The 25,163-nt window shown below is 70.9% G+C and carries 23 protein-coding genes and 1 pseudogene; 11 read left to right on the top strand and 13 right to left on the bottom strand.

Annotation, left to right across the window (positions count from 1 at the left end; genetic code table 11):
• Positions 1 to 30 precede the first annotated feature (30 nt).
• Positions 31 to 1,308, bottom strand: a complete 1,278-nt coding sequence (locus tag BJ983_RS29640; RefSeq protein WP_179797103.1) for a PP2C family protein-serine/threonine phosphatase — start codon at positions 1,306 to 1,308, stop codon at positions 31 to 33.
• A gap of 179 nt (positions 1,309 to 1,487) precedes the next feature.
• Here BJ983_RS29640 and BJ983_RS29635 point away from each other — a divergent pair, with 179 nt between their 5' ends.
• From BJ983_RS29635 to BJ983_RS31375, 4 genes are all read left to right on the top strand, one after another.
• Positions 1,488 to 3,125, top strand: a complete 1,638-nt coding sequence (locus tag BJ983_RS29635; protein WP_179797102.1) for a Na+/H+ antiporter — start codon at positions 1,488 to 1,490, stop codon at positions 3,123 to 3,125.
• Between the two features lie 68 nt (positions 3,126 to 3,193).
• Positions 3,194 to 3,844 carry an ATP-binding cassette domain-containing protein gene (locus tag BJ983_RS29630; RefSeq protein ID WP_179797101.1) on the top strand — a complete coding sequence of 217 codons (651 nt, stop codon included), beginning with the start codon at positions 3,194 to 3,196 and terminating at the stop codon, positions 3,842 to 3,844.
• Positions 3,841 to 4,617, top strand: coding sequence for an ABC transporter permease (locus BJ983_RS29625; protein WP_179797100.1), 777 nt, complete (start codon positions 3,841 to 3,843; stop codon positions 4,615 to 4,617). Before BJ983_RS29630 ends, BJ983_RS29625 begins: the two co-directional genes overlap by 4 nt.
• Before the next feature lie 30 nt (positions 4,618 to 4,647).
• Positions 4,648 to 5,241: an ATP-binding protein gene (locus tag BJ983_RS31375; protein WP_246325683.1), complete on the top strand. Its 594-nt coding sequence runs from the start codon at positions 4,648 to 4,650 to the stop codon at positions 5,239 to 5,241.
• A gap of 698 nt (positions 5,242 to 5,939) precedes the next feature.
• Here BJ983_RS31375 and BJ983_RS31370 read toward each other — a convergent pair.
• From BJ983_RS31370 to BJ983_RS29580, 8 genes and pseudogenes are all read right to left on the bottom strand, one after another.
• Positions 5,940 to 6,215 (bottom strand): annotated as a pseudogene (locus tag BJ983_RS31370) (hypothetical protein); the annotation flags it as partial.
• A 369-nt stretch (positions 6,216 to 6,584) separates the two neighbouring features.
• A complete protein-coding gene (locus BJ983_RS29610) occupies positions 6,585 to 6,782 on the bottom strand; it encodes a hypothetical protein (RefSeq protein ID WP_179797098.1) in 198 nt (65 codons plus the stop codon).
• A 423-nt stretch (positions 6,783 to 7,205) separates the two neighbouring features.
• The gene (locus BJ983_RS29605; protein ID WP_179797097.1) at positions 7,206 to 8,807 is read right to left on the bottom strand and encodes a GMC family oxidoreductase; all 1,602 of its coding nucleotides are present in this window, start codon (positions 8,805 to 8,807) and stop codon (positions 7,206 to 7,208) included.
• Between the two features lie 135 nt (positions 8,808 to 8,942).
• Positions 8,943 to 10,187 (bottom strand): cytochrome P450, encoded by a 1,245-nt coding sequence (locus tag BJ983_RS29600; RefSeq protein WP_179797096.1) that lies wholly within the window; start codon positions 10,185 to 10,187, stop codon positions 8,943 to 8,945.
• 11 nt (positions 10,188 to 10,198) lie between these two features.
• Complete coding sequence (locus tag BJ983_RS29595; protein ID WP_179797095.1) at positions 10,199 to 11,158, bottom strand: fumarylacetoacetate hydrolase family protein; 960 nt, start codon at positions 11,156 to 11,158, stop codon at positions 10,199 to 10,201.
• Between the two features lie 249 nt (positions 11,159 to 11,407).
• Positions 11,408 to 11,779 (bottom strand): tautomerase family protein, encoded by a 372-nt coding sequence (locus BJ983_RS29590; protein WP_179797094.1) that lies wholly within the window; start codon positions 11,777 to 11,779, stop codon positions 11,408 to 11,410.
• Positions 11,780 to 11,799: 20 nt separating this feature from the next.
• Positions 11,800 to 13,128: an MFS transporter gene (locus BJ983_RS29585; protein ID WP_179797093.1), complete on the bottom strand. Its 1,329-nt coding sequence runs from the start codon at positions 13,126 to 13,128 to the stop codon at positions 11,800 to 11,802.
• Positions 13,129 to 13,141: 13 nt separating this feature from the next.
• Complete coding sequence (locus tag BJ983_RS29580) at positions 13,142 to 13,543, bottom strand: tautomerase family protein (protein ID WP_179797092.1); 402 nt, start codon at positions 13,541 to 13,543, stop codon at positions 13,142 to 13,144.
• A gap of 578 nt (positions 13,544 to 14,121) precedes the next feature.
• On the opposite strand from BJ983_RS29580, the gene BJ983_RS29575 reads away from it, so the two are divergent.
• The 6 genes from BJ983_RS29575 (at position 14,122) to BJ983_RS29550 (ending at position 21,171) form a co-directional block, all read left to right on the top strand.
• Positions 14,122 to 14,835, top strand: coding sequence for an FCD domain-containing protein (locus BJ983_RS29575; RefSeq protein WP_179797091.1), 714 nt, complete (start codon positions 14,122 to 14,124; stop codon positions 14,833 to 14,835).
• 422 nt (positions 14,836 to 15,257) lie between these two features.
• Positions 15,258 to 16,667 carry an aldehyde dehydrogenase family protein gene (locus BJ983_RS29570; RefSeq protein ID WP_179797090.1) on the top strand — a complete coding sequence of 470 codons (1,410 nt, stop codon included), beginning with the start codon at positions 15,258 to 15,260 and terminating at the stop codon, positions 16,665 to 16,667.
• 161 nt (positions 16,668 to 16,828) lie between these two features.
• Entirely contained in the window at positions 16,829 to 17,641 is an 813-nt protein-coding gene (locus BJ983_RS29565; RefSeq protein ID WP_179797089.1) for an enoyl-CoA hydratase-related protein, read from the top strand.
• Positions 17,642 to 17,737: 96 nt separating this feature from the next.
• Positions 17,738 to 18,973 carry a thiolase family protein gene (locus tag BJ983_RS29560; protein WP_179797088.1) on the top strand — a complete coding sequence of 412 codons (1,236 nt, stop codon included), beginning with the start codon at positions 17,738 to 17,740 and terminating at the stop codon, positions 18,971 to 18,973.
• A 43-nt stretch (positions 18,974 to 19,016) separates the two neighbouring features.
• Entirely contained in the window at positions 19,017 to 20,576 is a 1,560-nt protein-coding gene (locus tag BJ983_RS29555; protein WP_179797087.1) for a class I adenylate-forming enzyme family protein, read from the top strand.
• A 70-nt stretch (positions 20,577 to 20,646) separates the two neighbouring features.
• Complete coding sequence (locus BJ983_RS29550; RefSeq protein ID WP_179797086.1) at positions 20,647 to 21,171, top strand: DUF302 domain-containing protein; 525 nt, start codon at positions 20,647 to 20,649, stop codon at positions 21,169 to 21,171.
• A 66-nt stretch (positions 21,172 to 21,237) separates the two neighbouring features.
• Here the strand turns inward: BJ983_RS29550 and BJ983_RS29545 are convergent, their stop codons facing one another.
• The 4 genes from BJ983_RS29545 to BJ983_RS29530 all read right to left on the bottom strand — a co-directional run bounded on the left by BJ983_RS29545 (position 21,238) and on the right by BJ983_RS29530 (position 24,605).
• Positions 21,238 to 22,284 carry an NADP-dependent oxidoreductase gene (locus tag BJ983_RS29545; protein WP_179797085.1) on the bottom strand — a complete coding sequence of 349 codons (1,047 nt, stop codon included), beginning with the start codon at positions 22,282 to 22,284 and terminating at the stop codon, positions 21,238 to 21,240.
• 55 nt (positions 22,285 to 22,339) lie between these two features.
• Entirely contained in the window at positions 22,340 to 23,200 is an 861-nt protein-coding gene (locus BJ983_RS29540) for an alpha/beta fold hydrolase (RefSeq protein ID WP_179797084.1), read from the bottom strand.
• 310 nt (positions 23,201 to 23,510) lie between these two features.
• Entirely contained in the window at positions 23,511 to 24,002 is a 492-nt protein-coding gene (locus BJ983_RS29535) for a hypothetical protein (RefSeq protein WP_179797083.1), read from the bottom strand.
• Between the two features lie 135 nt (positions 24,003 to 24,137).
• Positions 24,138 to 24,605 (bottom strand): winged helix-turn-helix transcriptional regulator, encoded by a 468-nt coding sequence (locus BJ983_RS29530; protein WP_179797082.1) that lies wholly within the window; start codon positions 24,603 to 24,605, stop codon positions 24,138 to 24,140.
• A 184-nt stretch (positions 24,606 to 24,789) separates the two neighbouring features.
• On the opposite strand from BJ983_RS29530, the gene BJ983_RS29525 reads away from it, so the two are divergent.
• Positions 24,790 to 25,155 carry a SaoD/DsrE family protein gene (locus BJ983_RS29525; RefSeq protein WP_179797081.1) on the top strand — a complete coding sequence of 122 codons (366 nt, stop codon included), beginning with the start codon at positions 24,790 to 24,792 and terminating at the stop codon, positions 25,153 to 25,155.
• The last annotated feature ends 8 nt before the right edge of the window (positions 25,156 to 25,163 follow it).

The raw sequence follows: 25,163 nt of genomic DNA, 5'->3' as shown, positions 1-25,163 counted from the left end.
GGCCGGGCGTGCTCGGCCCGAGGTCTCCGTTCAGCGCTGTTCGGGCGGCTTGCGCAGGACGAGGACAGCGGTGTCGTCGGAGACCTCACCGCCGGCGTGGGCGAGGGCCGCATTGCTGACGGCGGTCGCGATGCCGTCGGCCGAAGTTCCCGGAGACAGCGCACGCAGCGTCCGGTCGACGCCGTCCTCGTCGAACTGCTCGGGGTTTCCGTGTCTCCGTGCTTCGGTGATGCCGTCGGTGAAGAGCACGAGACCGTCGCCGGGGCCGAGTCGGACCTTCTCCACAGCCACATCGGACTCGGCGTAGATACCGAGGACACGCCCGCCGTCATGGAGGCGCTGCACCCGCCCGTCGCAGCACACCACGAAGCCGGCCGGATGGCCGGCGCTGGCCACGGTGACCTCCACGCCGTGCGCCCCCTGGTGCAGCGTGGCGTAGACCGCCGTGGCAAAGCTGCGCTGGTCGCCGAACCAGACGTGGAGCACCTCGTTGAGCGTGGTGAGCACGACCTCCGGATCGTCCTCGGCGTGGCCGACCGCACGGACCGTCGAGCGCGCCAGCGCGGTCGTGCGAGCCGCCTGGATGCCCTTGCCGCAGACGTCGCCGACGACGACGCCCCAGCCGGACGGAACCGGGAACACGTCGTAGAAGTCTCCGAGCACCTTCGTACCGTCGGCTCCCGCGCGATAGCGCGTCGCCAACTCCAACCCCGGGATGCGCGGCGTCGCCGTGGGCAGGAGCGCCTCCTGCAGGACCCGAGCCAGATCGGACGCCTCCTTTGCGTGCTCCTCGGCACGGCGCGACGCCTCCTCGGCCTGCCGCGCCGCGATCTCGGAAGTCCGCAGGGCAGTGCGGAGGGCGACCTCGCTGCTCGCGGCGAGCGCGACGCTGCGGAACATGTCGAGTTCTGCGGGGGTCCAGTCGCGCACGTCGTAATCGATCACGCAGAGACTGCCGAGGGTACTGCCGTCGGGGTCGTGGACGGGGAAGCCGGCGTAGGAACCGGCGCCCAGCAGGTGAGCAGGTGGAAGACAGCCGAGCGCCGGGTCGTTCCGGACGTCCGGGACGATCATCTCGACGCCGTCGGTGATCACGAACTGACACATCGAGTCCTGCATCGGCACGGCAGGCCCGGACTCGATCGCCTCCGGCAGCCCGATCGCGCCTCGGAAGGACGTCAATTGGTCGTCCCGGATGGTGAACATGACCACGGGCGCTCCGCACATCGCGGCCACCATGGCGGTCAGGCGGTCGAACACCGCATCGGGCGACTGGTCGCGCACCCCGGTCCCCTCGATCGCACCCATCGCAGTACCCACCCCTGAGTCCTCTGTCCGCACTCCGCGCCCCTCCGCCTCGACCTCCGAACCTAGTTCGCGGACGCGACTCAAGGAACGGTTGAGCACAAGCGGATACCGCGCGAGCCGTGTCCCTGGCCACGGCCACGACCGGTCGGTCCGGCCGCTGGGTCTGCGACGATCTGCGCGTGGTGGCAGTCGTGGGCGGAGTCGTCGGGCTGATCGTGGTGACCGCACTTGTGCGCTCGGGCTCGCGTCGTCTCGGGGTACCGGATGCCATCGCCCTGCTGCTCATCGGAGCTGCAGTGTCGTGGGTGCCGTTCGTGCCGCGCGTGCACATCGACCCCGAGCTGGTCCTGGTGGTCGTGCTGCCGCTGTTGCTCTACGGCGCCGCGTTCACCGCCTCGTTGCCTGCCTTCCGACATCACTTCCGGGCGATCCTGCTGCTCTCGGTCGTGCTGACGCTTCTCTCGACCCTGGCCGTAGGCGTCGTGGCCGCGGCCCTGGTGCCCGGCCTCGGCCTCGCCGCGGCGTGCGCGCTCGGCGCGGTCGTGGCACCGCCGGATGCGGTTGCCGCGACGTCGGTGGCCCGCCGGACGCGGATGCCGCGTCGGGTGGTGACGCTGCTCGAGGGCGAGAGCCTGTTCAACGACGCCGCTGCTCTGACCGCCCTCACGGTCGCCGTCACGGCCGCGACCAGCTCGACGTCGTTCGCGGGCGCAGCCGGCGAGTTCGTCCTGACCAGCGCCGGCGGCGTGGTCGCCGGATTGGTCGCCGCTGTCGCTGTCGGCTGGGTCCGCCACCGCGTCCTGAATCCCTACACCGATGTCGTCGTGTTCCTCATCGCCCCGTTCGCGGCGTATCTACCCGCCGATGCGGTCGGTGGCTCCGGGCTCGTCGCCGTCGTCGTGGCAGGGCTCTACCTCGGCCACCGGGCGACCACGATCATGGAGCCCGGGGCGCGGGTGGTGACCGGCTCCGTGCAGACCGCCCTGTCCTGGCTGCTCGAGGGGCTGGTCTTCCTGGTGGTAGGCCTCCAACTGCACGACGTGGTCGCAGGAATCGCCGGGTACTCCCCCACGCTCATCGCCTCGGTGACCGTCGCCGTCGTCGGGGCCCTCGTGATCACCCGTGTCGTGTGGCTGCTGCTGAGCGAACAGGTCCTGCCGGCGGTGGTTCGTCGGCGCCAGGCGACCTGGTCGGAATCCACGCTGACCGCCTGGGCCGGGATGCGTGGAGCCGTCTCGCTCGCCGCGGTGCTGACCATCCCGATCGCGCTCCCGGACGGTCGCCCCTTCCCCCAGCGCGACCTCATCGTCTTCGTGACCTTCGTCGTGATCGCGGTGACGCTCCTCGTCCAGGGGACGACCTTGTCCGCACTGGCTCGTCGACTGCCCGGCGCCCGCAACGAGCTGAACGAGGACGCGCGCAACGAGGCGCTGGCCCGTCGGGAGGCCGCGGACGCCGGCTCGGCGTGCCTCGACGACCTCGAGCGCGAACGCCCTGGGCGCAGCGAGATCGTCGAGCAGCTCCGCCGGCGGGTCCGCAACCGTCAGATCAGTGCGGACGAGCGGCTCGACGCCGTCGACCACGGTCCCGGCCCGCAGGAGGCCGACAGTCAGGCCCAGCTCGAGCCCATCCGGCCGGGCGACGAGTCGGAACAGGAATCGGTCCGCGACACCTACCGCCGCTACGGGCAGGCGGTGCTGAGCGCCGAGCGCGCGCGGCTGCTCGCCTTGCGCGACAGCGGCCGGCTCAGCGAGACCTCGTTCACCCGCATCCAGCGCGAACTCGACCTGGAACATGCAGCGCTGCTCGTCCGATGAGGGCAGAGTCGTCGCAATCGTGGTCCCGGAGCGGCCGGGCACCCCGCACCATCGGGAGGTAGTCGATCGTGACCCGAGGCTTCGAGCTGCGGGACGTGTCCGTACTCCGCGCCGATCGACGTGTGCTCGACGAGGTGCACGTCGACATCCCCGGCGATGGAGTGACCGCGCTCTGGGGTGACTCCGGAGCCGGGAAGACCACGATGCTCCGGCTGCTCAACCGCCTCGACGTCCCCGACTCCGGCACGATCACCTACCAGGGCACCGACATCGCCGAACTCGACGTCCACCAGCACCGCCGTCGGGTCGGCATGGTGTTCCAACGCCCGGTGGCCTTCGCCGGCACGGTGGCCGACAACCTCGCGGTCGCCGCCGTGGACTCCGACCGGGACGCCATGGCCGACGCGCTGCGCCGCGTCTCCCTCGAACCGGACCTGCTCGACCGGGACGCCGACTCCCTCTCCGGCGGGGAGCTGCAGCGGGTGTGCCTGGCCCGCACCCTCATCACGGAGCCGGAGACCCTGCTCCTCGACGAACCCACCTCGGCCCTCGACGAACGACCGGCCCGCGCCTTCGAGGACACCGTCCTCGAGCTCACCGGCCGCGGACTGGCCGCGATCTGGGTCGGCCACGACGAAGCCCAGGTCGAGCGCGTGTCCGACCGGGTCCTCGTCGTCCGCGACGGTGCCGTGACCGCGCAGCGGGAGGAGTCCGCGTGACCATCAGCTGGACCGGAGCCGCCTCCTCCCTCGTCCTGGTCGCCCTCGCCGCCGTCATCTCCCTGGCATGGCGACTCGGCCTCGAACGCAGCATCGTCTGGGCCGCAGTCCGGGCGCTCGTCCAGCTCCTGCTCGTCGGGGGCGTGCTCGTGCTCCTGCTCGAGCCCGGAGTCTCGATCTGGTGGTCCTGGCTGTGGGTCGCGGCCATGATCGGCTACGCCGTGTGGACCGCCCAGCGCCGCGCCTCCTCGATCCCCGGGCTGATCCCGATCGCGGCCCTGGCGTTCGGCGCCGCAGGCGCGGTCACCCTGCTCGTGCTGTTCGGGCTCGGCGTCTTCCCCCTGAGCGCACGAACATTGGTCCCGATGGCGGGGTTGATCGTCGGTAACGCCATGACCTCGACCGTGCTCGCCGGGAGACGGCTGCAGGAGGAGTTCGCCGACAAGACCGCCGAGATCGAGGCCCGCCTCGCGCTCGGCCAGTCCGCCCGCGAAGCCGCCCGCCCCTACCTCCGCGGCGTCCTGCGCTCGGCCCTCACCCCGCAGATCGAGACGACGAAGGCCACCGGCCTCGTCTTCCTCCCCGGCGCCATGACAGGTCTGATCATCGCGGGAGTGCAGCCGATCCAGGCCGTCCTGGTCCAGGCCGTCGTCATGTTCCTCGTCCTCGCCGCCGCCTCCACCACGACCAGCGTCGTCGCGCTCGGACTGACCCGCCGGCTGTTCACCACCGACGACCGCCTGGTGCCGCTGACCCGCGAGCGCACCGGCTGAGCCTCACATCCGACACTGGGCTGCTCTCCGATGTGGCGACGCTCGCCATCTGATTGCGGCCCATCGGCGCGTGCCGGGCCGCGGAATGTGGTAGCCGAGTTCTGCCACGTCCGCGGACTCCGCGGAAGGAATCGGCGTTCTGAGGAGCACCAGATCACCAACACATCCGTCGTCGCGACCAGCTTCCACCCCTGTGGCTGCATCCCGTCGATCTCCGAGCCCGGGGCCTGCCCCGGCGGCTTCGCCTTCCACGGGCCGGCTCGCCCCAATGCGGTGCGCGCCGTCCGACTCCAGCTGCGCGAGTGGGTCGCCGCCGCAGACCTCGACGAGGACACCGCCGACGCGGTCGTCCAACTCACCGACGAAGCCGTCACCAACGCCGTCGAACACGCCACGACCGACGGCGACACCTGCGTCGTCGACGTGCTGGCAAACCGGCCGCCATGCGGAAGCGGTGTCGCGGTCGTCGTGCACGACGATGGTACGTGGAAGCCGCCGGGCGACCCCGGCTACCGAGGTCGCGGCGTCCGACTGATCGGACTCATGTCCGACCGTTCGACGATTACGACCTCCGCATCCGGGACCACCGTGCGCATGTGCTGGACGGACCCTCGGCTGAACTGACCTCCGCTACCAGCTCCATGGGCACGATCTCGGACTCGTCGCCCGAGGGCCTGGTCACCGAGGTCAACAAGCTGCGAGGCCGGCCGCGCCGATAGGAGCCCCGGGAGGACTATCTGTCGCGATCCGGATGACGCTCCATCCACACCGTGCGCCGATCCTCCTGCCCGCGCTCGCCTGCCATGCCGGCCACTGAGTCCTGCTGGTCAGATGAACCGCTCCCACGCGCCACCGCTTCCTCGGCCTCTGCCATGTCGTGATCAGCCCTGGCCTCCGCCCTGGTGTGGGGATGCTGCTGACTGGGAGCCTCAACAGCGTCTGGCGGTGGGGCAGGCCGGTCGCTCCTGCCGTGAACGTCGTCCTCGTCACTCACCCTGCTCGGGTCGCCCCGGGGCGAGACCAACAAACACGGGCGCGTCCGCCACGATCCACGATGGGAACGCTCGTCCAACGGCCCGCTTTCGGTACCGCTTATGTCACACCACAGCCCTCGACGACCCGCCACAGCAGAAGACCACGACGAGTCGATCATGTCGCTGAGCAGCACAGATGCAGACGGTGAAGCACCACGGCCGATGTGAACCCTGTCCACTGGGTTCGGGGTTCGAGTCCCTGACGGCGCACCCTCACATGAAGGCCCTGACCGGTACCGGTCGGGGCCTTCGTCGCGGGTGGCCGGCTCCTGGCCGCTCCCCCCGACCTCAGTGGCAGCGCGGCACCCTGACGGCACTCCCCGCCACTGACGTCGGCGCGAGCCGGTGTCGACACGCGCCGCGGCACGCCGAGCGGATGACCGACACCCGTGACCTGCGAGCCCGCCGAACCGGACGCCGCTCAGGCTCCGGTGTACGCGCCCGCCCGCCCGGCCGCAACGCAGGCGGGCGACGACACGCGGCCTTCGCCGCGGAGATCTGCGCTGCCCGGGCCGGGCCGGTGTTCGCGGCCGGGAAGAACAGCGCCGGGTCGGTGTCTCGACACGCGGCGCTCGAACGCTAGTCGCTGGTCATGGCTGCCACCTCCTGCTCGTGGTGGGCGGGACCGGTCCAGGACGCCTCATCGGACCGGACCCGCCGTCGGGAAGACCCCGGTCGGACCCGGGACCGTGGGTGGAGGTGCCGTGCCGCCTCCACCGCGCCGTGGGCGCCGCGGGGCCGCCGAGGCTCGCGGTCCAGGGCCGGACGACGTCCGGTCGCGCAGCGACTCCGCAGGCGCCCTTGACCGAGAGAGCGGCCGCGACAAGCTCCCGGAGCTGCCCGCTCGAGTCGCCGCAGGCGACGTCCTCCAGTTCCCCGGCTCGCGCGGCCATGAGCGCACCGGCCACACGGCCGGTCACTGCTCGCCGCCGTTCAGGGTCGGGTCGTCGCCTGGTCGACGGTCGACATGACCGTGCCGACCGCTCCCGGCACCGCCTGGCCGACCGGCGTGCCGATGAACAGCACTAACGCGATCAGCGAGAACACCACCGCGCCGGAGGGCGAGCGGGTCTTGGCGCAGATGAACGCTCCGAGGATCGCGAAGAGGATCAACAGCCCGATGCCGCTCATCAGGCGCCCTCGGCAGCGGCGCGCGTGTCCGCAGCTCAAGTAGCTGCCAGGCTCTGCCCTTGTTGGTCGAACACACCAATGCTCCGCCGCGTGCGATTCTTCGTCGGAGACGCTGAGTCGGGCCCGACGCTTACGCCGCGTGTCGAGCGGCGTTGGCGTCTCTCCCTGTGTCGGTGTCCTCCCTGGCGCTGGCGTCTCGGACGGCCGGGGCTACCGGAATGGCGCGGGCGGGTGCGACGGGGTATCGCTTCGCGCCCGCCCCAGAGCCTCCGGAGAACAGACCGAGAAGGATCATGGACAGCACAGCGAGGCCGCTGAGCACGAATAGGACGGTCATTGGTTCTCCTGAGAAAGTCGATCGGGAGCGGGCGAAGCGGCATCCAGCGCCGGCCCCCGGGAGACCCGCGGGGTGGCGCGCTGGACTCAGCCGGCCGCGAGGAGATCGGCGGCCTTCTCGCCGATGACGATGGACGGGGCGTTGGTGTGGCCGCGGATGATCTGCGGCATCACCGAGGCGTCGGCGACCCGTAGGCCCTCGACACCGCGCACGCGCAGCTGCGGGTCGACGACGCTGGCGGGGTCGTCGCCCATCCGAGCGGTGCCGACGGGGTGGTAGAGGGTGTGGGCGTGGCGGGTGATGGCCGCCCGGATGCGGTCCTCGGGACTCATCGTCTCGCCGCCGAAGGGGCGCACGAACCGGCCCGTGGTCACCGCCTTCAGGCTCGGCGCGGCCAGGATGTCCGCGCAGGCCTCGAGGCCGGCGGTCAGGATCTGCATGTCGTGACCGTCGGGGTCGGAGAGGTAGCGCGGGTCGATCGTCGGCTTCGCGTGCGGGTCGCTGCTGGTCACCTCGACGACACCGGAACTCTCCGGCTGCAGCAGGATCGCCCCGAGGGTGATCGCGTGCGAGGGGATGCCGGTGAGGCCCTCGTCGACGTAGGCGGCCGGAGCGAAGATCAGTTCCACGTCGGGCAACCCGGGGCCGTCACCGACACGCAGGAAGCCGTAGGCCTCGGCGACGTTCGAGGTGAGCATGCCGCGGCGGCGCAGGAGGTAGTCGACCAGGGCCCGGGGCTTGGTGACGTCGAGCAGGCTGCCGCCCTCGACCTCGGCGACGAGGAAGCCCACGAGGTGATCGCGCAGGTGCCGTCCCACGTCGGGGGCGTCGACGACGACGTCGATCCCGTGGCTCCGGAGCAGGGCCGGATCGCCGATGCCCGAGAGCTGCAGCAGCTGCGGGGTGTTGATCGTCCCGCCGCAGAGCACCACCTCCCGGCGCGCGCGGCAGGTGCGGGTGCGCCCGTTCTGCTCGAACTCGACGCCGACGGCGCGGGTGCCCTCGAACAGCACCCGGGTGGCGTGCGCGCCGGTGTGCACGGTGAAGTTACGGCGCGACTGCGCGGGCTTGAGATAGGCCACGGCCGTGCTGGAGCGGGCGCCGCGCGCCTGGGTGACCATCGTCTGGCTGAATCCGGCCGGGGTGCGGGTGTTGGCGGCCTCGACGGCGTGCCCGGTCTCCTCGACCGCGGCCAGGAATGCGCCGGTGAGCGGCCGGGGGTCACGCTGGGCCTGGACCTGGATCGCGCCCGAGGTGCCGTGATCGGGGTCGGCGGACCCCGCGACGTGCTCCACGCGCCGGAAGTAGGGCAGGAGCGCCTCGAACGACCAGTCCGAACCCGCGAGCTCGGCCCACCGGTCGTAGTCCTGGGCGAACCCGCGCACCCACATCATGGCGTTCATCGACGTACTCCCGCCGAGCATCCGCCCTCGCGGCCAGTAGATCGACCGGTTGTCCAAGGACGTCTGGGGAGCGGTCTGGTAGTCCCAGTCCCGGTCGGTCTTGAACAGCTGGGAGAACGCTGCGGGCACGTTCACTGCCTGGGCGCGGGCGGTGCCACCGGCTTCGAGCAGGACGACCTGGTAGCGGCCGTTCTCGCTCAACCGCGCCGACAGAGCGGCGCCGGCCGCGCCCGCTCCAACGACGACGTAGTCCGCGGACTCGTCCGAGTACTGAGCGTTGGTCATCGTGTCTCCGAGGGTGAGGCGGCCCGTGTCGGGCTCGGCGGGCATCGAGCGGGGTCGGCCACCGCACCGCTCGTGGTGCGGTGGCCGACCCCGGCCCGGACCACACGTGGTGGTCGGGGAAGTCAGCGGGCCGTGTCAGCCGCTCACGGGCCGATGGCTCACCGGCAGCGAGGTGAGTGAGTTGGCCCAGTGTGAGCGCAGGTGGGTGACCGGTCCGTTGATCGCGAGGTCGTGCAGCCGGGGCGGTACCTCCTCGAGCAGCACGGTGAGCTCACGTCGCGCGAGGTGCGCGCCGAGGCAGAAGTGCGGCCCGCCGCCACCGAAGGCGATGTGGGTGGGCTTGTCGCGGGTGATGTCGAAGACCTCGGCGTTCGGGATCATCGCGGAGTCGCGGTTGCCGGCCGTATACCACATGATGATCCGCTCACCGGCGGCGATGTCGACGCCGCCGATCGTCGTATCGCGGGTGGCGGTCCGGGCGAAGAAGTTCAACGGGCTGGCCCAACGCAGGATCTCCTCGATCGCGTTGGGGATGCGCTGGGGTTCACGGCGCAGCAGGTCGAGCTGGTCGGGGTTCTCGATGAGGGCCTGCATGCCGCCGGCGAAGGTGCTGCGGGTGGTGTCGTTGCCCGCGAAGACGAGGATGCCGAAGAACAGCGCGATCTCGATCTCGTTGAGGGTCTTGCCGTCGACCTCGGCGTTGAACAGGGCGTCGGCGAGGGTCTCCCGATCGCCGCCACGCTGGCGGGCGACCAGTTCCGCGAAGTACTGCCCCATCTCGCCGAGGACCTGGGTCCGGTCCTCGTTGTGGGTCACCCCGCTCCCGAGCTGTTCGGTCCACTGCATCAGACGGTCGATGTCGTCGTCGGGAGAGCCGAGCAGGCGGCTGATGACCGTGAGCGGGACGGGAACGGCGATCTCGGCGACGAGGTCGGACTCGGTCTTCCCGGCGAGCGTGGCCAGGCGGCCGCGGACGATGTCGCGGATCTCGTCCTCGAGGCGGGTGACGGTCCGGGGCAGGAAGGCGCGCTGGATGATCTTGCGGTACTTGGTGTGCTCCGGGGCGTCCTTGAACATCAGCAGGTTGCGGGTGAACTCCAGGGGGGCGATCGTGTCCGGGCGCGCCCAGACCCCGCCGGTCTCGCTGGAGAACGTCTCGGGGTCCCGGCTGACCGCGATGATGTCCTCGGCGCGCGTCAGCGACCAGAACCCGACCCCGTCCGCGGAGGGGTTCCAGCGCACCGGCGCCTCGGTGCGCATCCGCGCGAACAGCTCGTGCGGGGGCCCGTCCTCGAAGTAGCCGAGGTCGGTCAGGTCGACGGACTCGAGGTCGAGCTGGGCGACCTCGCGGTGGCCGGGCGGCACGGTCGGAGAGCTCATGATCGGTGGTCTCATTCCGCAAGGGACGTCGCCATCGACGTCCAGGGGTGGATGGGATGGCTCGGGGACCCGGCGACGATGCGGTTGCGGGTCCCACCGAGGCCGTCGACGGTGGTGGTGACGACGTCGCCCGGCTGCAGAGGCGGGTGATGCCCCCAGCCGTGTCGGCCCCAGAGCTCGGCGAGGCACCCGCCCTGGCAGGTGCCCGAGCCCAGGAGGTCGCCAGGCCGGATGACGGTGCCGCGAGAGGCGTAGGCGGCCAGGGCCGGGAAGGACCAGGCCATGTTGTGCAGGCGGTCGCTGCCCAGGAGTTCGCCGTTGACCCGGACCTCCATCTCCAGGTCGAAGGAGGCCCCCGATCGGTGGGGCTCCAGCTCGTCAGCGGTGACGAACACCGAGCCCAGGGTGGTCGCGGTGTCCTTGCCCTTGGCCGGGCCCAGGCGCATCCGCATCTCGTGGAACTGGACGTCGCGCGCGGAGAAGTCGTTGAGGACCACGTAGCCGGCGATGTGGTCCCCGGCCTCCTCGACGGTGAGGTCCTGCCCGGCACGCCCCACCACGGCGCCGACCTCGAGCTCGTAGTCGAACAACTCGCACCCCGGAGGGACCGGGACGTCGTCGTGCGGCCCGGCGATCGCATAGGGGTTGGAGAAGTAGAAGGTCGGGATCTCGTAGAACTCCGGCGGGAGCCCGGCGGTGGGGTCGAGCAGCTTCACGCTGCCCGCGGTGTGCTCGGGAAAGGTGGAGAAGTCCCGGAAGGTCGGTGGGTCCAGAGGGGCCATGAGCTGCGCGCGGGCCAGCGCCCGGCGCTCTCCGGTGCGACGGGCCTTCTCCCCGGCGTCGTGCAGCAGGCCGTCGGTGGCCAGCAGCTCGGCCAGCTCCACCCCGGGGGGCAGGTCCGCGATGGTCTCGTCGTCGAGCTGGACGGCCAACGTAGGCCCGGCCGAGGTGCGGTGCCGGACGACCTTCATTGCGTCTCCTTGATGATTTCCTCGCGGCACCGGGTAGCGACGGTCGTCGACCGGAAGGGCCGGAGTGGCGGTGGTGGCGATCAGCCGGCTGGGTCGTGCTCGCGTGGTGGGCGGTCTCGACGTGGGCCCAGGGCCGAGGCCGGACGGGGCCGGCGCCGTTCACGGCCGCGGTAGAGCGGGACCGCAAAGTCGGCGGGACCCTGGACGTTCACCGCGGGTGGTCCTTCGGGTCCCGCTACCGCAGCCTGGTCAGTCGTCCTCGGCCTCGCCGAGCAGGGCGCCGTTCTCGAGGGTCTGGTAGCCGGGGACCGCGACGAGTCCCATCGCCGCCGCCTCGAACGGTTCGCCCGTGGCCTCCGCCCACGCGTGGCCCAGGGCGAGCAGCAGCTCCTTCTTCAGTGCCTCGGGCCGCTCCCGGATGAGGCCGACCATCCGCGCACCGGGCAGGAGGTTGCCGGCCTGCCAGAGGGCGTCCTCGGGCACCTCGACGAAGGTGCAGTTGACGTAGTAGTCCGGTGCGCCGGTGACGGCGCAGTGCGCCTTGGTGATGGCCTCGGCGATCTCCTTCTTCCGGAGGGCACTCGTGGACCCGGCCGTGACGGTGAACTGGTAGTTCGGCATGACGTCTCCTTCGGTGGTTCTCAGGGTGCGGGGACTGCGGCGTCCGACTGCGTGGCGGAATCGGTGACCAGGCCTGTCCGCGCTGTCTCGCGGCTCGCGGCCAGGCACGCGAGGGTGACCAGGCACAGGGCGACCAGGTAGATGGTGACCGCCCATGCGCCGTAGCTGCTGATGAGAACGGCGGCGACGATGGGCGTGAGCGACGCTCCGAGGACCGTGGCGATGTTGTACGCGAGACCCGCACCGGTGTAGCGGTACCGGGTGGCGAACAGTTCGGGGAGGAAGGCCGCCAGGGGGCCGTACGCTGCCCCTACTGCCGCCTGCAGGACGAACACGCCCGTCACGTACCAGGCGATGTGTCCGGCCGAGATGACGGGGAAGAAGAGCAGCGCCGCGATCAGGCACAGGACGTTCGCCGGCAGCAGGACCCGCTTGCGCCCCAGCCTGTCGGAGAGCACCGCCGAGATGACCACCGTGACCCCGCCGACGATGGCTCCACCGATGCTGACGAGGAGCACGGCGGACTGGGAGAAGCCGAGCGTCTGTGTCCCGTAGGTGGGCAGGAACGCCACGACGACGTAGAACAAGGCGAAGAGCGCGATCGAGCCTCCGGAGGCAAGGAGCAACACCCGCAGTTGCCGTGAGAAGAGCTCGCTCATGGGAAGTCGTGTCGACTTCTCGATGACCGTCGCGTCGGAAGCGAACACCGGTGACTCGTGAAGCCTCACCCGGATGACGAAACCGATCACGATGAGCACCGCGCTGGCGAGGAAAGGAACACGCCAGCCCCAGGCGACGAACTGCTCGGGGGACAGTGTTGCCGTGACGACGAGGAAGGTCACGCTGGAGAGGATGAACCCGATCGCCGGCCCGAGTTGAGGGCCGATTCCGTACTTCGCCCGCTTGCCGGCCGGTGACGATTCGGTCGTCATCAACGAGGCGCCGGCCCATTCGCCGCCCAGGGCCAGACCCTGAACGATTCGGAGGGCCACGAGCAGGACGGGTGCGGCGACGCCGATCGTCGCTGCCGATGGCAACAGACCGATGCCGATCGTGGCGACACCCATGAGCAGCAGAGACCACACGAGGGTGTTCTTGCGGCCCTTCCGGTCGCCGAGGTGTCCGAAGACCACCGCACCCAGCGGTCGGACGACGAACGCGACACCGAAGGTGGCGAAGGCGACGACCGTGCCTTGCAAGCCACCGAGCGACGGGAAGAACGTCCGGCTGAACACCAGTGCCGCAGCAGTGGCGTAGATCGAGAACTCGTAGAACTCGATGATCGTGCCGATCGCACTGGCGATGGCGACACGACGAGCGTGTGACGTGTCGGCTGGCTCCGTTGCCATGGCCCGGCCTTTCCTAGCGAGCTTCGGCGGTGGCCGGCGACTGCAACCGGGCGGGAGGGTTCTCCACGAACTGGGCTCGCCCCTGACCGAGCGACATGTCGTCGAGCCCGAGTCCCTGCAGGGCGATCATCACGTCTTCGGGTCGGACCTGGCATCGCTCCTCGAGCAGTTCGGTGATGCGGGCGAACAGCGCCTGCTTGACTGCCGTCTCGCGGCCGGCCCCGAACATGATCTCGATGATCATGTATCCGTCCGTGCGTTCGATCCCGGGCCAGCTGGGGTCGTAGACGAGTTCGCCGGGGCGACAGTGGTTGAAGACCTGGAAGTTGTCCCCCTCGGGGATGCCGATGGTCTCGCGCATCGCGTCATAGACACATCGACCGATCGCCTGGGCCCGTTCGGTGGTGGTCTCCATGAGAGAGATTCGGACGAGCGGCACGTCGCCTCCTGGCGGGGGTGAAGAAGGGTGCTCGAGCACCGCGACGAGGAACTGCGCGTCACGGCTGTCGAGGATGGCTGCAGCGTGTCCCGGCCGAGCGACTGGCGCCCCGCACCCGTCGACCGTCGGGTGCCGGTGCTCGGCTCGCCCGGCGCCGGTGGCGTGGTGAAGGTAACTCGCCGGACCACCGAGGGCAAGAGAATCTATAGATTTTTGCCCGGCTCGATCGGGGTAGAGGTGGCGTCCGCAACCTCGAGGGGATTTCGCCTGGCGTCTGTCGACGCCGGCGATACGCAGGTCCGGCCCATGTCTCCGGCCCGCGACGGGAACCCCTCCATCTATGCCACGTCGCCCGCCACGGTCCGGCCCGAGGCGCGGCGGACGGCCTCCAGCCGTCGACGGCTGGGTCGCCCCTGAGGCGCAGACCTGCTCACGTCTCGACCCGCGCGGTGATGGTCGACGTCGCCTGCGCGACCACGGCGTATGCCCTGCGCACCCGAACCGTCGCGCCGCGACGACGATGCGCACCAGGGCTCGGCGGATAGGCTCGGTCCGTGACCGAGCTCGGAGCGCAACCCCGTGCCGTGCGTTCCCCGAAGGCGCCCCTGGTCGATCGCGTGACCGACCTGCTGCGAAACGCCATCATCAATCTCGAGCTGGCTCCCGGTGAGCGGCTCGCCGCCGAGCCGATCGCCAGCCGCTTCGATGTCAGTCCGACGCCGGTCCGGGAAGCGTTCGCTCGTCTGGCCGGGGAGGGGTTCGTGGTCGCGCTACCGCAACGTGGTGTGCGCGTGAGCGAAATATCCCCCGCCGATGTCCGGGACCTCTACGAGACCAGACTCCTGCTCGAACCCGTCGCCATCAGGCGTTCCGTCGCACGATCGACGACCCAGTGGGTCGACACGATCGAGCGAGCGTTCGACGACATGATGGAGGCCGGATCGGCAGACCTGTCCGCGCTTTCTCCGTCCGAGTACGCAGCCCACGAAGAGGCGCACGTCGCGTTCCACCGAGCCACCATGAGCCAGTGTGATTCCGTGTGGCTCCGGCGGTTCACCGACACGATGCTGGACAACTCGCGCAGGGTCCGGCGGCTGACGCTTGCGGTTCGGACCGACTTCGCGGCCATCGTCACCGAACATCGCGCCATCGCCGACGCGTGCGTGACCGGAGAGGGTGATCTGGCGGCGGACCATCACTCGCATCACTTGTGGCGAACCATCGAGGCATTCGACGAATGGGCCGCGACCTCCTCGACCGGCGAATGACTCGATTCGACCGGCATCGGGTGGTACCCAGCAGCACCGGGAAGCACTGACATTCTCGGTCGAAGCGCGAGGCCCCGTCGAACAACTCCCGCAGGATGAGGATGGCCCATCGGTCGCCGACCTGCGCGAGAGTCAGCGCGACCGTGCAGTTCGGGGCGGTCTCGGGGATCCGGCCGGGCACGTCATGGGTCGGAGGCGACCCGGAGCTGGATTGACTTTCTGAACTCTGCGTGGGACGGTTCCGCGGCCGCTGGCGCTGACCGGTCACGCTGGACGCGGAGGCGATGCCTCCGCGCCGTACCCGAGTGGTACGTGAGCCCACCTGCGGTCCCGTCGGTGGTCGCGTCGGGCGTCGGCGCTCGACGCGAGCCGGCGTCCGCCGCCCCTCTCCATCACTGCCGTCTCCGAGAAAGGGCCATTCCATGACGACCACCGCACCCAGCGTGGCGCCCCCGAAGGCCGCCCCCACGGAGTCCGCCGCGGACGTCGTCGCCCGCCTGCGCGCGACCTTCGCCACGGGCCGTACCCGCGACCTGCAGTGGCGGCGTCGCCAGCTCCGCGGCGTCGAGCGCCTCGTCTCCGAGCAGGAGCCCGCCATCGCCGAGGCCATGGCCGCCGACCTGGGCCGCACGCCGCACGACACCTGGCTCGGGGACCTCGCCGCCACGAAGTCCGAGGCCGCGTACGCGCGCAAGCACCTGCGCCGGTGGACCCGCAAGCGCCGGGTCGCCCTCCCCGCCGCGCAGCTGCCGGGCAGCGCGCACTACCGCTTCGAGCCGCTGGGCACCGTGCTCGTCATCGGACCCTGGAACTACCCGATCTACCTCACCCTCGGCCCCGTCGTCGGCGCCCTCGCGGCAGGCAACGCCGTCGTCGTCAAGCCGTCCGAGCACGCCCCGGCCGTCTCCGCGCTGCTCGCCCGGCTGATCCCGCGTTACCTCGACGCGGACGCCGTCGCGGTCGTCGAGGGCGAGGCGGACACCACGCAGGCGCTGCTCGCCGAGGGGCTCGACCTCGCGTTCTTCACCGGTGGTCCGGAGATCGGCAAGAAGGTGATGGCGGCCGCGGCCGAGCACCTCACCCCGGTCGTGCTCGAGCTCGGCGGCAAGTGCCCGGCCATCGTCACCGCCGACGCCGACCTCGACGCCACCGCCCGGCGCCTGGTCTGGACGAAGACGCTCAACCACGGCCAGACCTGCATCGCGCCGGACTACGTGCTCGTGGAGGAGTCCGTCCGCGAGCGGCTGCTCGGGAAGCTCATGGCGTCCTATCGCGAGTTCCGCGAAGGCGACACGTCCGGCGTGCGCATCGTGAACGACCGCCAGTTCGACCGCCTGGTCGGACTGCTCGACTCCCACGGCGGACGCCTGGTGTTCGGCGGCGGGCACGACCGCGACGCACTCGCGATCGAGCCGACGGTCCTCGTCGACCCCGACCTCGACTCGCCCCTCATGACCACGGAGATCTTCGGGCCGATCCTGCCCGTCATCACGGTCGCCTCGCTCGACGACGCCATCAGCCACGTCAACGCCGGATCGAAGCCGCTGGCCGCCTACGTGTTCTCCGGCTCGCGCCAGAGCGCGGAACGGGTGACCGCCGAGGTCCCGTCCGGAGCCACGGTGATCAACCACGCGATGATGCACTGCCTGGTCCCGCAGCTCCCCTTCGGCGGGGTCGGCACCAGCGGCATGGGCGCGTACCACGGCCAGTTCGGCTTCGAGGCGTTCAGCCACCGCAAGGCGGTGCTCTCGCGCCCGACCACGCCCGACCCCGACCTGCTCTACCCGCCCTACTCCGAGCGGGCGCAGAAGATCCTCCGCAAGGTGCTCTGACCGCACCCGGCGCCGCGGACGGCCGCTCCAGGGGGCGGCCGCCGCGGGCCGGACGGGCGTGTCGAGGGTGATCGACCGACCCACGAGCCGACGCAGGACCAGCAGCGGACGGCGGGGCCTGCGTCGCCCCGCGTCCGGCCCCATCGACCCAGGAGCTGCCCGTGCCTGCTGAGACCGGCACCGACGACGACGCGGTCACCGTCGACCGCACCACCCCGGCCGTCGCCGTCGTCCGCCTCGAGCGACCCGACTCCCGCAACGCCCTCACCGGCGAGGTCAAGACCGCTCTCCGCGACGCCCTCACCGAGGTCGGCGCCGACGAGAGCATCCGGGCCGTCGTCCTCACCGGCACCGGGAAGGCCTTCTGCGCCGGGCAGGACCTCCGCGAACACGCGGCCGCCCTCCGACACGACGCCGCCACGGCCTTCGACACCGTCACCGAGCACTACAACCCCATCGCCCGCGCCCTGACCGAGATGCCGAAACCGGTGGTCGCGGCGATCAACGGGACCTGTGTCGGGGCCGGCCTCGGATTCGCCCTCGCCTGCGATCTGCGCCTCGCCGCCGAGGGCACCTCGTTCAGCACCGCCTTCTCCGCGATCGGGCTCGGCGGCGATTCCGGCCTCTCCGCGAGTCTCGCCCACTGCGTGGGGGCCTCCCGCGCGACCGCGCTGCTCCTCCTCGGCGACGCGTTCACCGCCGACCAGGCCCGGGACTGGGGAATCCTGCACCGGATCGTCCCCCGTGACGCCCTCGACCACGAAGCGGTCACGCTCGCCGCCCGACTTGCGGCCGGACCCACGCGCGCCTACGCCGAGATCAAGCGGGCCGTGGCTCTCGGAGCGACCTCGTCCCTGCCCGACGTCCTCGCGCACGAGGCCGAGGCCCAGGCCCGACTCGGACTCACCGACGATCACCGCAACGCCGTCGAGGCGTTCCTCGCCAAGCAGCAACCCGCCTTCACCGGTCGGTGACCGGCCCCGACCCGGAGACGTCGTGGGACGCGCGACGGCTGACTGCTACCTTCCTGTACCGACCGAATGATCGTTCGGCTAGAGACGGAGACGACGATGCCCGAGGCTTTCCTGGTCGCCGGGGCCCGCACACCGCAGGGCAGGTACGGCGGCGCTCTCGCCCAGGTACGGCCCGACGATCTCGCGGGACTCGTGGTCGGCGAGGCGGTCGCCCGCGCGGGCGTCCCCGGCGAGGCGGTCGACGAGGTGATCCTCGGAGCGGCCAACCAGGCCGGGGAGGACAACCGGGACGTCGCGCGGATGGCCGTGCTGCTGGCAGGGCTGCCGCACACCGTTCCCGGCTACACCGTCAACCGGCTGTGCGCCAGCGGGTTGACGGCCGTCGCCTCGGCCGCGCAGTCGATCAAGTCCGGCGAGGCCGAGATCGTGGTCGCCGGCGGCGTCGAATCCATGACTCGCGCGCCGTGGGTGACCGCCAAGCCCGGGACCCCGTGGGCGCCTCCGGGCGAGGTCGCCGACACCAGCCTCGGATGGCGCTTCACCAACCCCCGGTTCACGAAGCTCGACCGCCAGGCACCGGCCCGGCACACCGAGACCGACGGTCCCATCACACTGTCGATGGGCGAGACGGCCGAGGAGGTCGCCGCCCTCGACGGCATCACCCGCGAGGAGTCCGACCGCTTCGCGTACACCAGCCACCAGCGGGCGTTGGCGGCGCTCCGCTCCGGCGCGTTCGACGACGAACTGGTCGAGGTCGAGGTCCCCCAGCGGAAGGGCGACCCGATCGTGGTCGCCCACGACGAGGGGCCCCGGGAGAACATCTCGATGGAGTCGCTGGCCGGCCTGCGCCCGGTGTTCCGCGAGGGCGGCATCGTCACCGCCGGGTCGTCCTCGCCGCTCTCCGACGGCGCCGCGGCTCTCATGGTCGCCTCCGAGGAGGCCGTGACCCGCCACGGTCTGACCCCGCTGGCCCGCGTGGTCGCCGGGGCCAGCGCGGGGGTCGCCCCGCACGTGATGGGCCTCGGGCCGGTCCCGGCCACCGAGAAGGTGACCGCCCGGGCCGGCTGGACCATCGAGGACCTCGAGGAGGTCGAGCTGAACGAGGCGTTCGCGGCGCAGAGCCTGGCCGTGATCCGCCGTCTCAAGCTCGATGGCGACATCGTGAACCCTCTCGGTGGCGCCATCGCCCTGGGGCATCCGCTGGGTTGCTCGGGCGCCCGCATCACGCTCACGCTCGCCCACCGGCTGCGCCGGGCCGGCACGCGGCGCGGTCTCGCGACCCTCTGCGTGGGGGTCGGCCAGGGAGCGGCCCTGCTGCTCGAGCGCGTCTGAGCCACTCCCCTGTCCGCCCCCTCCCCTCCCCCGGAGCCGCTCGATGACGACCCTCGAGACGCCGCCGCTCGCTCCGGCGGGCGACCGGCGCAACGCGACCCGGACGATGTCCGCAGCCCTGCAGCGGGCGCTGACCGTCGCCCCGGAGGCCACCGCGGTGGTCTGCCCGCACGCGACGCTGACCTACCGGGAGCTCGCCGAGCGGATCGGGAGGCTCATCGGGGCCTTCGACGGGCTCGGGCTGACCCCCGGCGACCGGGTGGCCGTGCTGAGCTCGAACTGTCACCGCTTCCTCGAGCTCTACCTCGCACTGCCCGCGGCCGGACTGGTGGTGGTGCCGCTCAACACGCGGCACTCGGACGCCGAGCGCCGCTACGCGATCACCGACTCGGGCGCCGAGGCCTTCTTCACCGACCGCGACGTCGAGGGCATCGACGGGCTCGACGTGACGGTGATCGGGCTCGGCGCCGAATCCGAGGCCCTGATCGGGTCGAGCACCCCGGCCGCGTGGTCCGCGACGGTGGCCGAGCACGACCTCGCCGGCATCTTCTACACCGGCGGCACCACGGGTGCGGCCAAGGGCGTGATGCTGACCCACGGCAACCTCGTCGCGAACGCCTTCCACTTCCTCGCGTGCTGGCCGTTCACCGAGGACACCCGGTTCATGGTGGTGGCGCCGATGTTCCACGCGGCCGGCACCATCGGCACCCTCGCGACGATCTGGGCGGCCGGCACCCAGGTGATCGTGCCGGCGTTCACCCCGGGCGGGGTCCTCGACGTCGTCGAGCACGAGCGGGTGACGGCCACCCTCGTCGTCCCGACGATGATGGACGCCCTCGCCGTGGAACAGCGCGAACGCCCGCGCGACGTGTCGTCGTTGCGGTGGCTCTCCCACGGGTCCAGTCCGGCCGCGCGGGAGCTGCTGCGCCGCACGCACGCGACGTTCCCGCAGGCGAGCATGCTGCACATCTACGGCCTGACCGAGACCTCGCCGATCGTCACGCTCCATCCCGACGAGCAGCTCCGGCTCGACTCCCCGCGCGCGATGTCGTGCGGGCGGCCCGCGGTGGGCGTGGAGGTCGTCGTGATCGACCCCGTCGAGCGCACGCCGCTGGCGGCCGGGGAGGTGGGGGAGGTCGCGATCCGCGGGGCCAACGTGACGCCGGGCTACTGGCACAAGCCCGACGAGACCGCGAAGGTCCTGACCGGCGGCTGGTTCACCTCCGGCGACCTCGGCTATCTCGACGACGCCGGTTACCTGTTCCTGGTCGACCGCGCGAAGGACATGATCGTCTCGGGCGGGGAGAACGTGTACTCCGCCGAGGTGGAGAACGCCCTGTACTCGCACCCCGCGGTGGTCGAGGCCGCGGTGTTCGGGATTCCCGACGAGCGCTTCGGTGAAGCCGTGCACGCGGTGGTCCAGGTACGGACCTCGGTGGGGGCCGACGAGCTCGTCGCGCACTGCCGCCGGACGATCGCGGGCTACAAGGTGCCGCGCTCGGTGGCGCTGCAGGAGGACCCGCTGCCCAAGTCGGGCGCCGGCAAGATCCTCAAGCGCAGCCTCCGCGACGAGCACTGGCACGGCCGCGAGATGCAGATCTGACAGCCGGTCCCGTCCCCGCTTCCCGCGGTCCCTCCCGACCGATCCGTCGACCCGCCCCTGGAGGCAGATCATGACCGTCCGCACCCGTGTCACCTCCCACGAGGTCCAGCGACTCGAGTTCCCCGTCGACCAGACCTACGACGAGTTCCGGGACCGCTACGAACGCGCCGTGCCCGCCTTCGACGCGAGCCGCTGGGGCGACGTCGACCCGCGTGACCTCGACTGGGCCACGGTGCAGGCGAACGCCGACGCCGCTGCCCCGCGCGGCTTCCTGCTCTACCTGCGCAACGAGGTCGACCTGGTCATGCGCCTCGCCGGACACCCCGAACGGTGCACGTCCTACCTCATGGGCAACCACACCATCGCCGAGCGCATGTACCGCCACGACCACGCCGTCATGCTCTACGCCCCCCTGCGCACCCAGATCCACGAGGACCCCGACGGCCAGGTCTGGTTCACCATCGACCGGCCCAGCACCCGGTTCGCGAGTTTCGACGACCCCCGCATCGCCGAGGTCGGCGTGGAGCTCGACCACAAGGTCGCCGACCTGCTCACCGCCCTCGACGTCGACTCCACCGCGATACTCCGGGCCTGACACCCCTGATCGAGCCGCACCCGGGGCGACGACGACCGCTCGTCGCCGACCAGGGCCGGTTCCCGGTCAGGGGCGAGCCACGTCGAGCCGGACGAGGAGCTTGCCGCGGTGGGTGGCGCCCGGGCGAAGGACGTCGGCCAGCGCCTCGGGCACCGAGTCGAGTCCGTCGACGACGGTGTGCGGCGCTCTCAGGTGCCCCTCGGCGAGCCAGGTGCGCAACTCCTCGAGCGCTCGCGGCCAGATCGCACGGTGTTCGTCGACGATGTAGCCGCGCAGGGTCAGCGAGTTCAGCACGATCTGTGCCACGTCGTCGATCCGGAGCGGACTGCCGCCCCCGTCGTAGCCGGACACCGAGCCGCAGTGCGCGATCCGACCCAGGCGGCGCATCCGCGGCACGGCCGCCTCGAGCAGCGGTCCGCCGGTGTTGTCGAAGTAGACGTCCAGGCCGTCGGGCGCGAGTCGGTCCAGGGGGGCCCCGGGTGACTCCGCGTGGTAGTCGAACGCCGAATCCGCGCCGAGTTCCTCGGTGATCCAGCGAACCTTGTCCTCGGTGCCGGCGCTGCCGATCACCCGGGCCCCGCGCAGCCGGCCGATCTGTACCGCGAGCGAGCCGATACCACCGGCGGCCGAGGACACGAGCAGGGTCTCGCCGGCCTGGAGGTCGGCGATGACGGTCAGCCCGACCCAGGCGGTCAGGCCGGGGTTGCCCAGCGCGGTGAGAGCGTTCTCCGGCGGGAGGTCACCCACCAGGTCGTCCACCACGTCGAGCGCATCAGCGCGGGCCACCGCGAAGTCGCGGAAACCCAGGAAGGTGACGACGCGAGCACCGACCGGAATCCCGTCGGCCGCCGACTCCTGCACCGTGCCCACCGCCTTCGCGCCGACCGCCTCCCCCTCGGGGTAGGCGAGGCGTCCGGCACGGCGGCGGTCCATCCGCAGTCGCATGGCCGGATCGACCGCCATGAACTCGTTGCGGACCAGGACCTCGCCCGGCTGCAGCGCAGGGAGTTCCCGGGCCCTCAGCCGCAGGTCGTCCGGACGCAGCGGGCCCTCGAGGAGCCGGTCCAGTACCCACTCGTGGGCCACGACGGGTCGTTCACCCGTCCTGGTCATGGCGTCTCCTCGTGCCCGTTCGGCGGCGGTACGGGGCGTGGTGCCGGGATGACGCTCACTCGGCCAGGAAGGCGAGGACCTCGTTCGCGAAGACCACGGGCTCCTGGAAGAGGAACCCGTGGTTGGCGTCGCGGTAGACGGTGAACTGGCTGTTCGGGATCTCCCGGAACAAGATGACGCTGTCGATGATCGGGAAGGCCACGTCCGTATCGCCGTTGGCGACCAGCGTCGGCTGCTGGATGTCCTTCAGCCTCTCGAACCAGCCCTGCTCGTTGCCCCAGAACGCGCCGATGGCGGTGATCTGCGCCTGCATCGTCTCGGGAGAGGTCTTCACCGACGAGCCGGGCCGTCCGGGCTTGTCCATCCTCGCCAGCGACTCGCGTCCCTTCCGCCGGCTCGCCTCGCTGTCGGTGAAGAAGATGTGGAGGATGTCCTCGTCCTCGAACTCCGGCTTGGACGCCACCTCCAACCAGTGGTCGGGGCAGGGCACGAACTCCGGGTTGCCCGGGGGGCACGTCCCGGTCAGGACGAGGCGACGCACCAGCTCCGGGTGGCGCTGGGCCACGATCGGGGCGGTCATGCCGCCCATGCTCCACCCCAGGACGTCGGCCTTCTCGATGTCCAGGGCCCGGACGAAGGCCGCAGCATCGTCGGCGGCCTCCTCCAGCGTCACGGGAGTCTCGCCCCCGGACGAGGCCACGCCCCGGTTGTTGAAGATCACGACGCGGCGACCGGCGGCGAGGGTGTCGAGGAACAGCGGGTCCCAGTCGTCCATCTCCGCGCGGTAACGGTGGAGCAGCACGAGCGGTGGTTCACCGGCCTGCTCGACACCGAGGGTGCGATAGGCGAACGGCGTCCCGTCGACGTCGACGAACTGCGTCTCTGCGGCGGTCGCCGTGCTGACCGTGCTCGTCATGCGGACTCCCCGTGCGATTGACCTGCTCGCGCTGTCCGGGATGCCGACTCAGCGCTCGGATGATGGTGGTGACGATGTGCTGCGGCTCGTTCATGCGGCGGTCATGGGGACGAGCTCCGCGATCGGGACACCACGGTGCCGTCCGAGGCCGGCGCGGTCGTCCTTCGCCCGTCCCTGCTCGCTCGCGGTCGACGTACCACCGCCACCGCGGGCACAGCGCCGGGTGGTCGATCCGTCGGAACGGCGACCACCCGACCTGCCGCACCTTCGCCCCAGGGCCCGTGCGGGCTCGGACGGTGGGCTGCGGGAACTAGACCGACACCGCGCCGCTCTCTGCAGCCAGGCGTCGTGCGGCCGAGCGGATCCGCTCGTCGGTCACACCGAGCAGGTCCACGGTCTCGACGGCTCGCACGATCGAGTTCTCGAGGGCCCAGGTCCCGTCGATCCCCTCCTCGATCATGCAGAAGATGCGCGGCACGTCGGTGGGGAGCTCCGGGTCCACGTCCCGGATGATCCGAGCGACGTCGGCGGCCACTGCCTGCTTGTGCTCGTCGTCGAGATAGCCCTGCTGGCAACGGACGATGACCCGGTAGTGGGGGTCGGCGTGGTCCGCGACCTCGCCGCCGACGAGGAGGGTGCCGGCGGGCTGCCGGTGGATGTAGACCCACGCGATGCTCTGGTTGGCCGCGGTGTCAGGAATCTGCTCGTGGCCGAGGACGGCGCGGCTGATCTCGGCGCCGAGCCGCTTCTCCGCCCCGGCATCGAGGCGTCCTTCCTGCACGAAAAGATCGACGAGGGGCATGAGAGGTCTCCTTCGGTCGTCGTTGGCCAGGCGGAGTCCGTCACACGAGCGCGGTGCTCCCGCGCCCGGTTCGCACCGGCGACCAAAGTTCTCGCACGCTGAGTTCAGAAAGTCAACTCAACCTTGGCGGGGGGCTCACAGCGCGCCCGGGCCCGGCCGGATGTCGATCTCGTCGACGGAGACGGGGTGGTGCCCGTGCTCGCACTCGAGGACGGCATGCAGGATCCCTCCGCAGGCCGAGTGCTCGGCAATGACGGGCGGGACGTCGCCGGCCAGGTAGTGGTCACCCCACTGCATCAACGCCAGCAGCACGGGAAACAGATCCCGACCGCGATCGGTGAGGCCGTAGGCCGGCCGGGACCGTTGCCCCGGCTCCTGGTAGGACGACCGCTCAATGATCTCGTCGTCGACCAGACGCTCCAGGCGTTCGGCGAGGAGGTTACGGGGACACCGCAGCACGGAATGGATCTGGTCGAAGCGCGAGGCCCCGTAGAACAACTCCCGCAGGATGAGGATGGTCCATCGGTCGCCGACCTGCGCGAGAGTCAGCGCGACCGTGCAGTTGGAAGCGGTCTCGTGGGTTCGCGTGGCCGGGTACACCATGGTCCCGAGGTTACCCGAAGCTGGATTGACTTTCTGAACTCTGCGTGGGAGCGTTTCGCCGCCGACGGCGCTCTCGTCCCGCGCCGGACACGGAAGCGACGTCGCCGCACTCTCGTCGAGAGTCCCGACGCGCCCGTCTGTCGAGCCGTGTCGCCGATGTCCCTCTCACGCCTCGGAGGTTCCCATGAAGGTGGCCTACGTCTTCTCCACGTCCGGTCACACCGCGAGCTACAAGCTCGGGAAGATGATCCTTCCCCAGCTCGAGGAACGCCGACACGGGGCGGAGGTGGTGGGCATGATGTTCTTCGACGACAACACCTACGTCCTCCGCGACGGCGACCCTCTCGGTGCGCGCCTCTCGAAGGTCGCCAGCGAGCAGGGCATCCTGCTGATGCTGTGCGACCAGTGCGCCATCGAGCGAGGACTCGCGGTGGGCGAGCCCGGTTCCTGCAAGGTGCAGGGAACGGTTCCCGGCGTCACGGTCGGGTGCTTCCCCGACCTCTACGAGGCGCTCGGCGGGAACCCCCCGGACCACATCATCACGCTCTAGCCGAGAGT

Origin of the sequence: Actinomycetospora corticicola, assembly GCF_013409505.1 — a bacterium.
GTDB lineage: Bacteria > Actinomycetota > Actinomycetes > Mycobacteriales > Pseudonocardiaceae > Actinomycetospora > Actinomycetospora corticicola.
The sequence above is the reverse complement of the archived record's forward strand: the minus strand, read 5'-3'. Positions and strand labels throughout refer to the sequence as shown.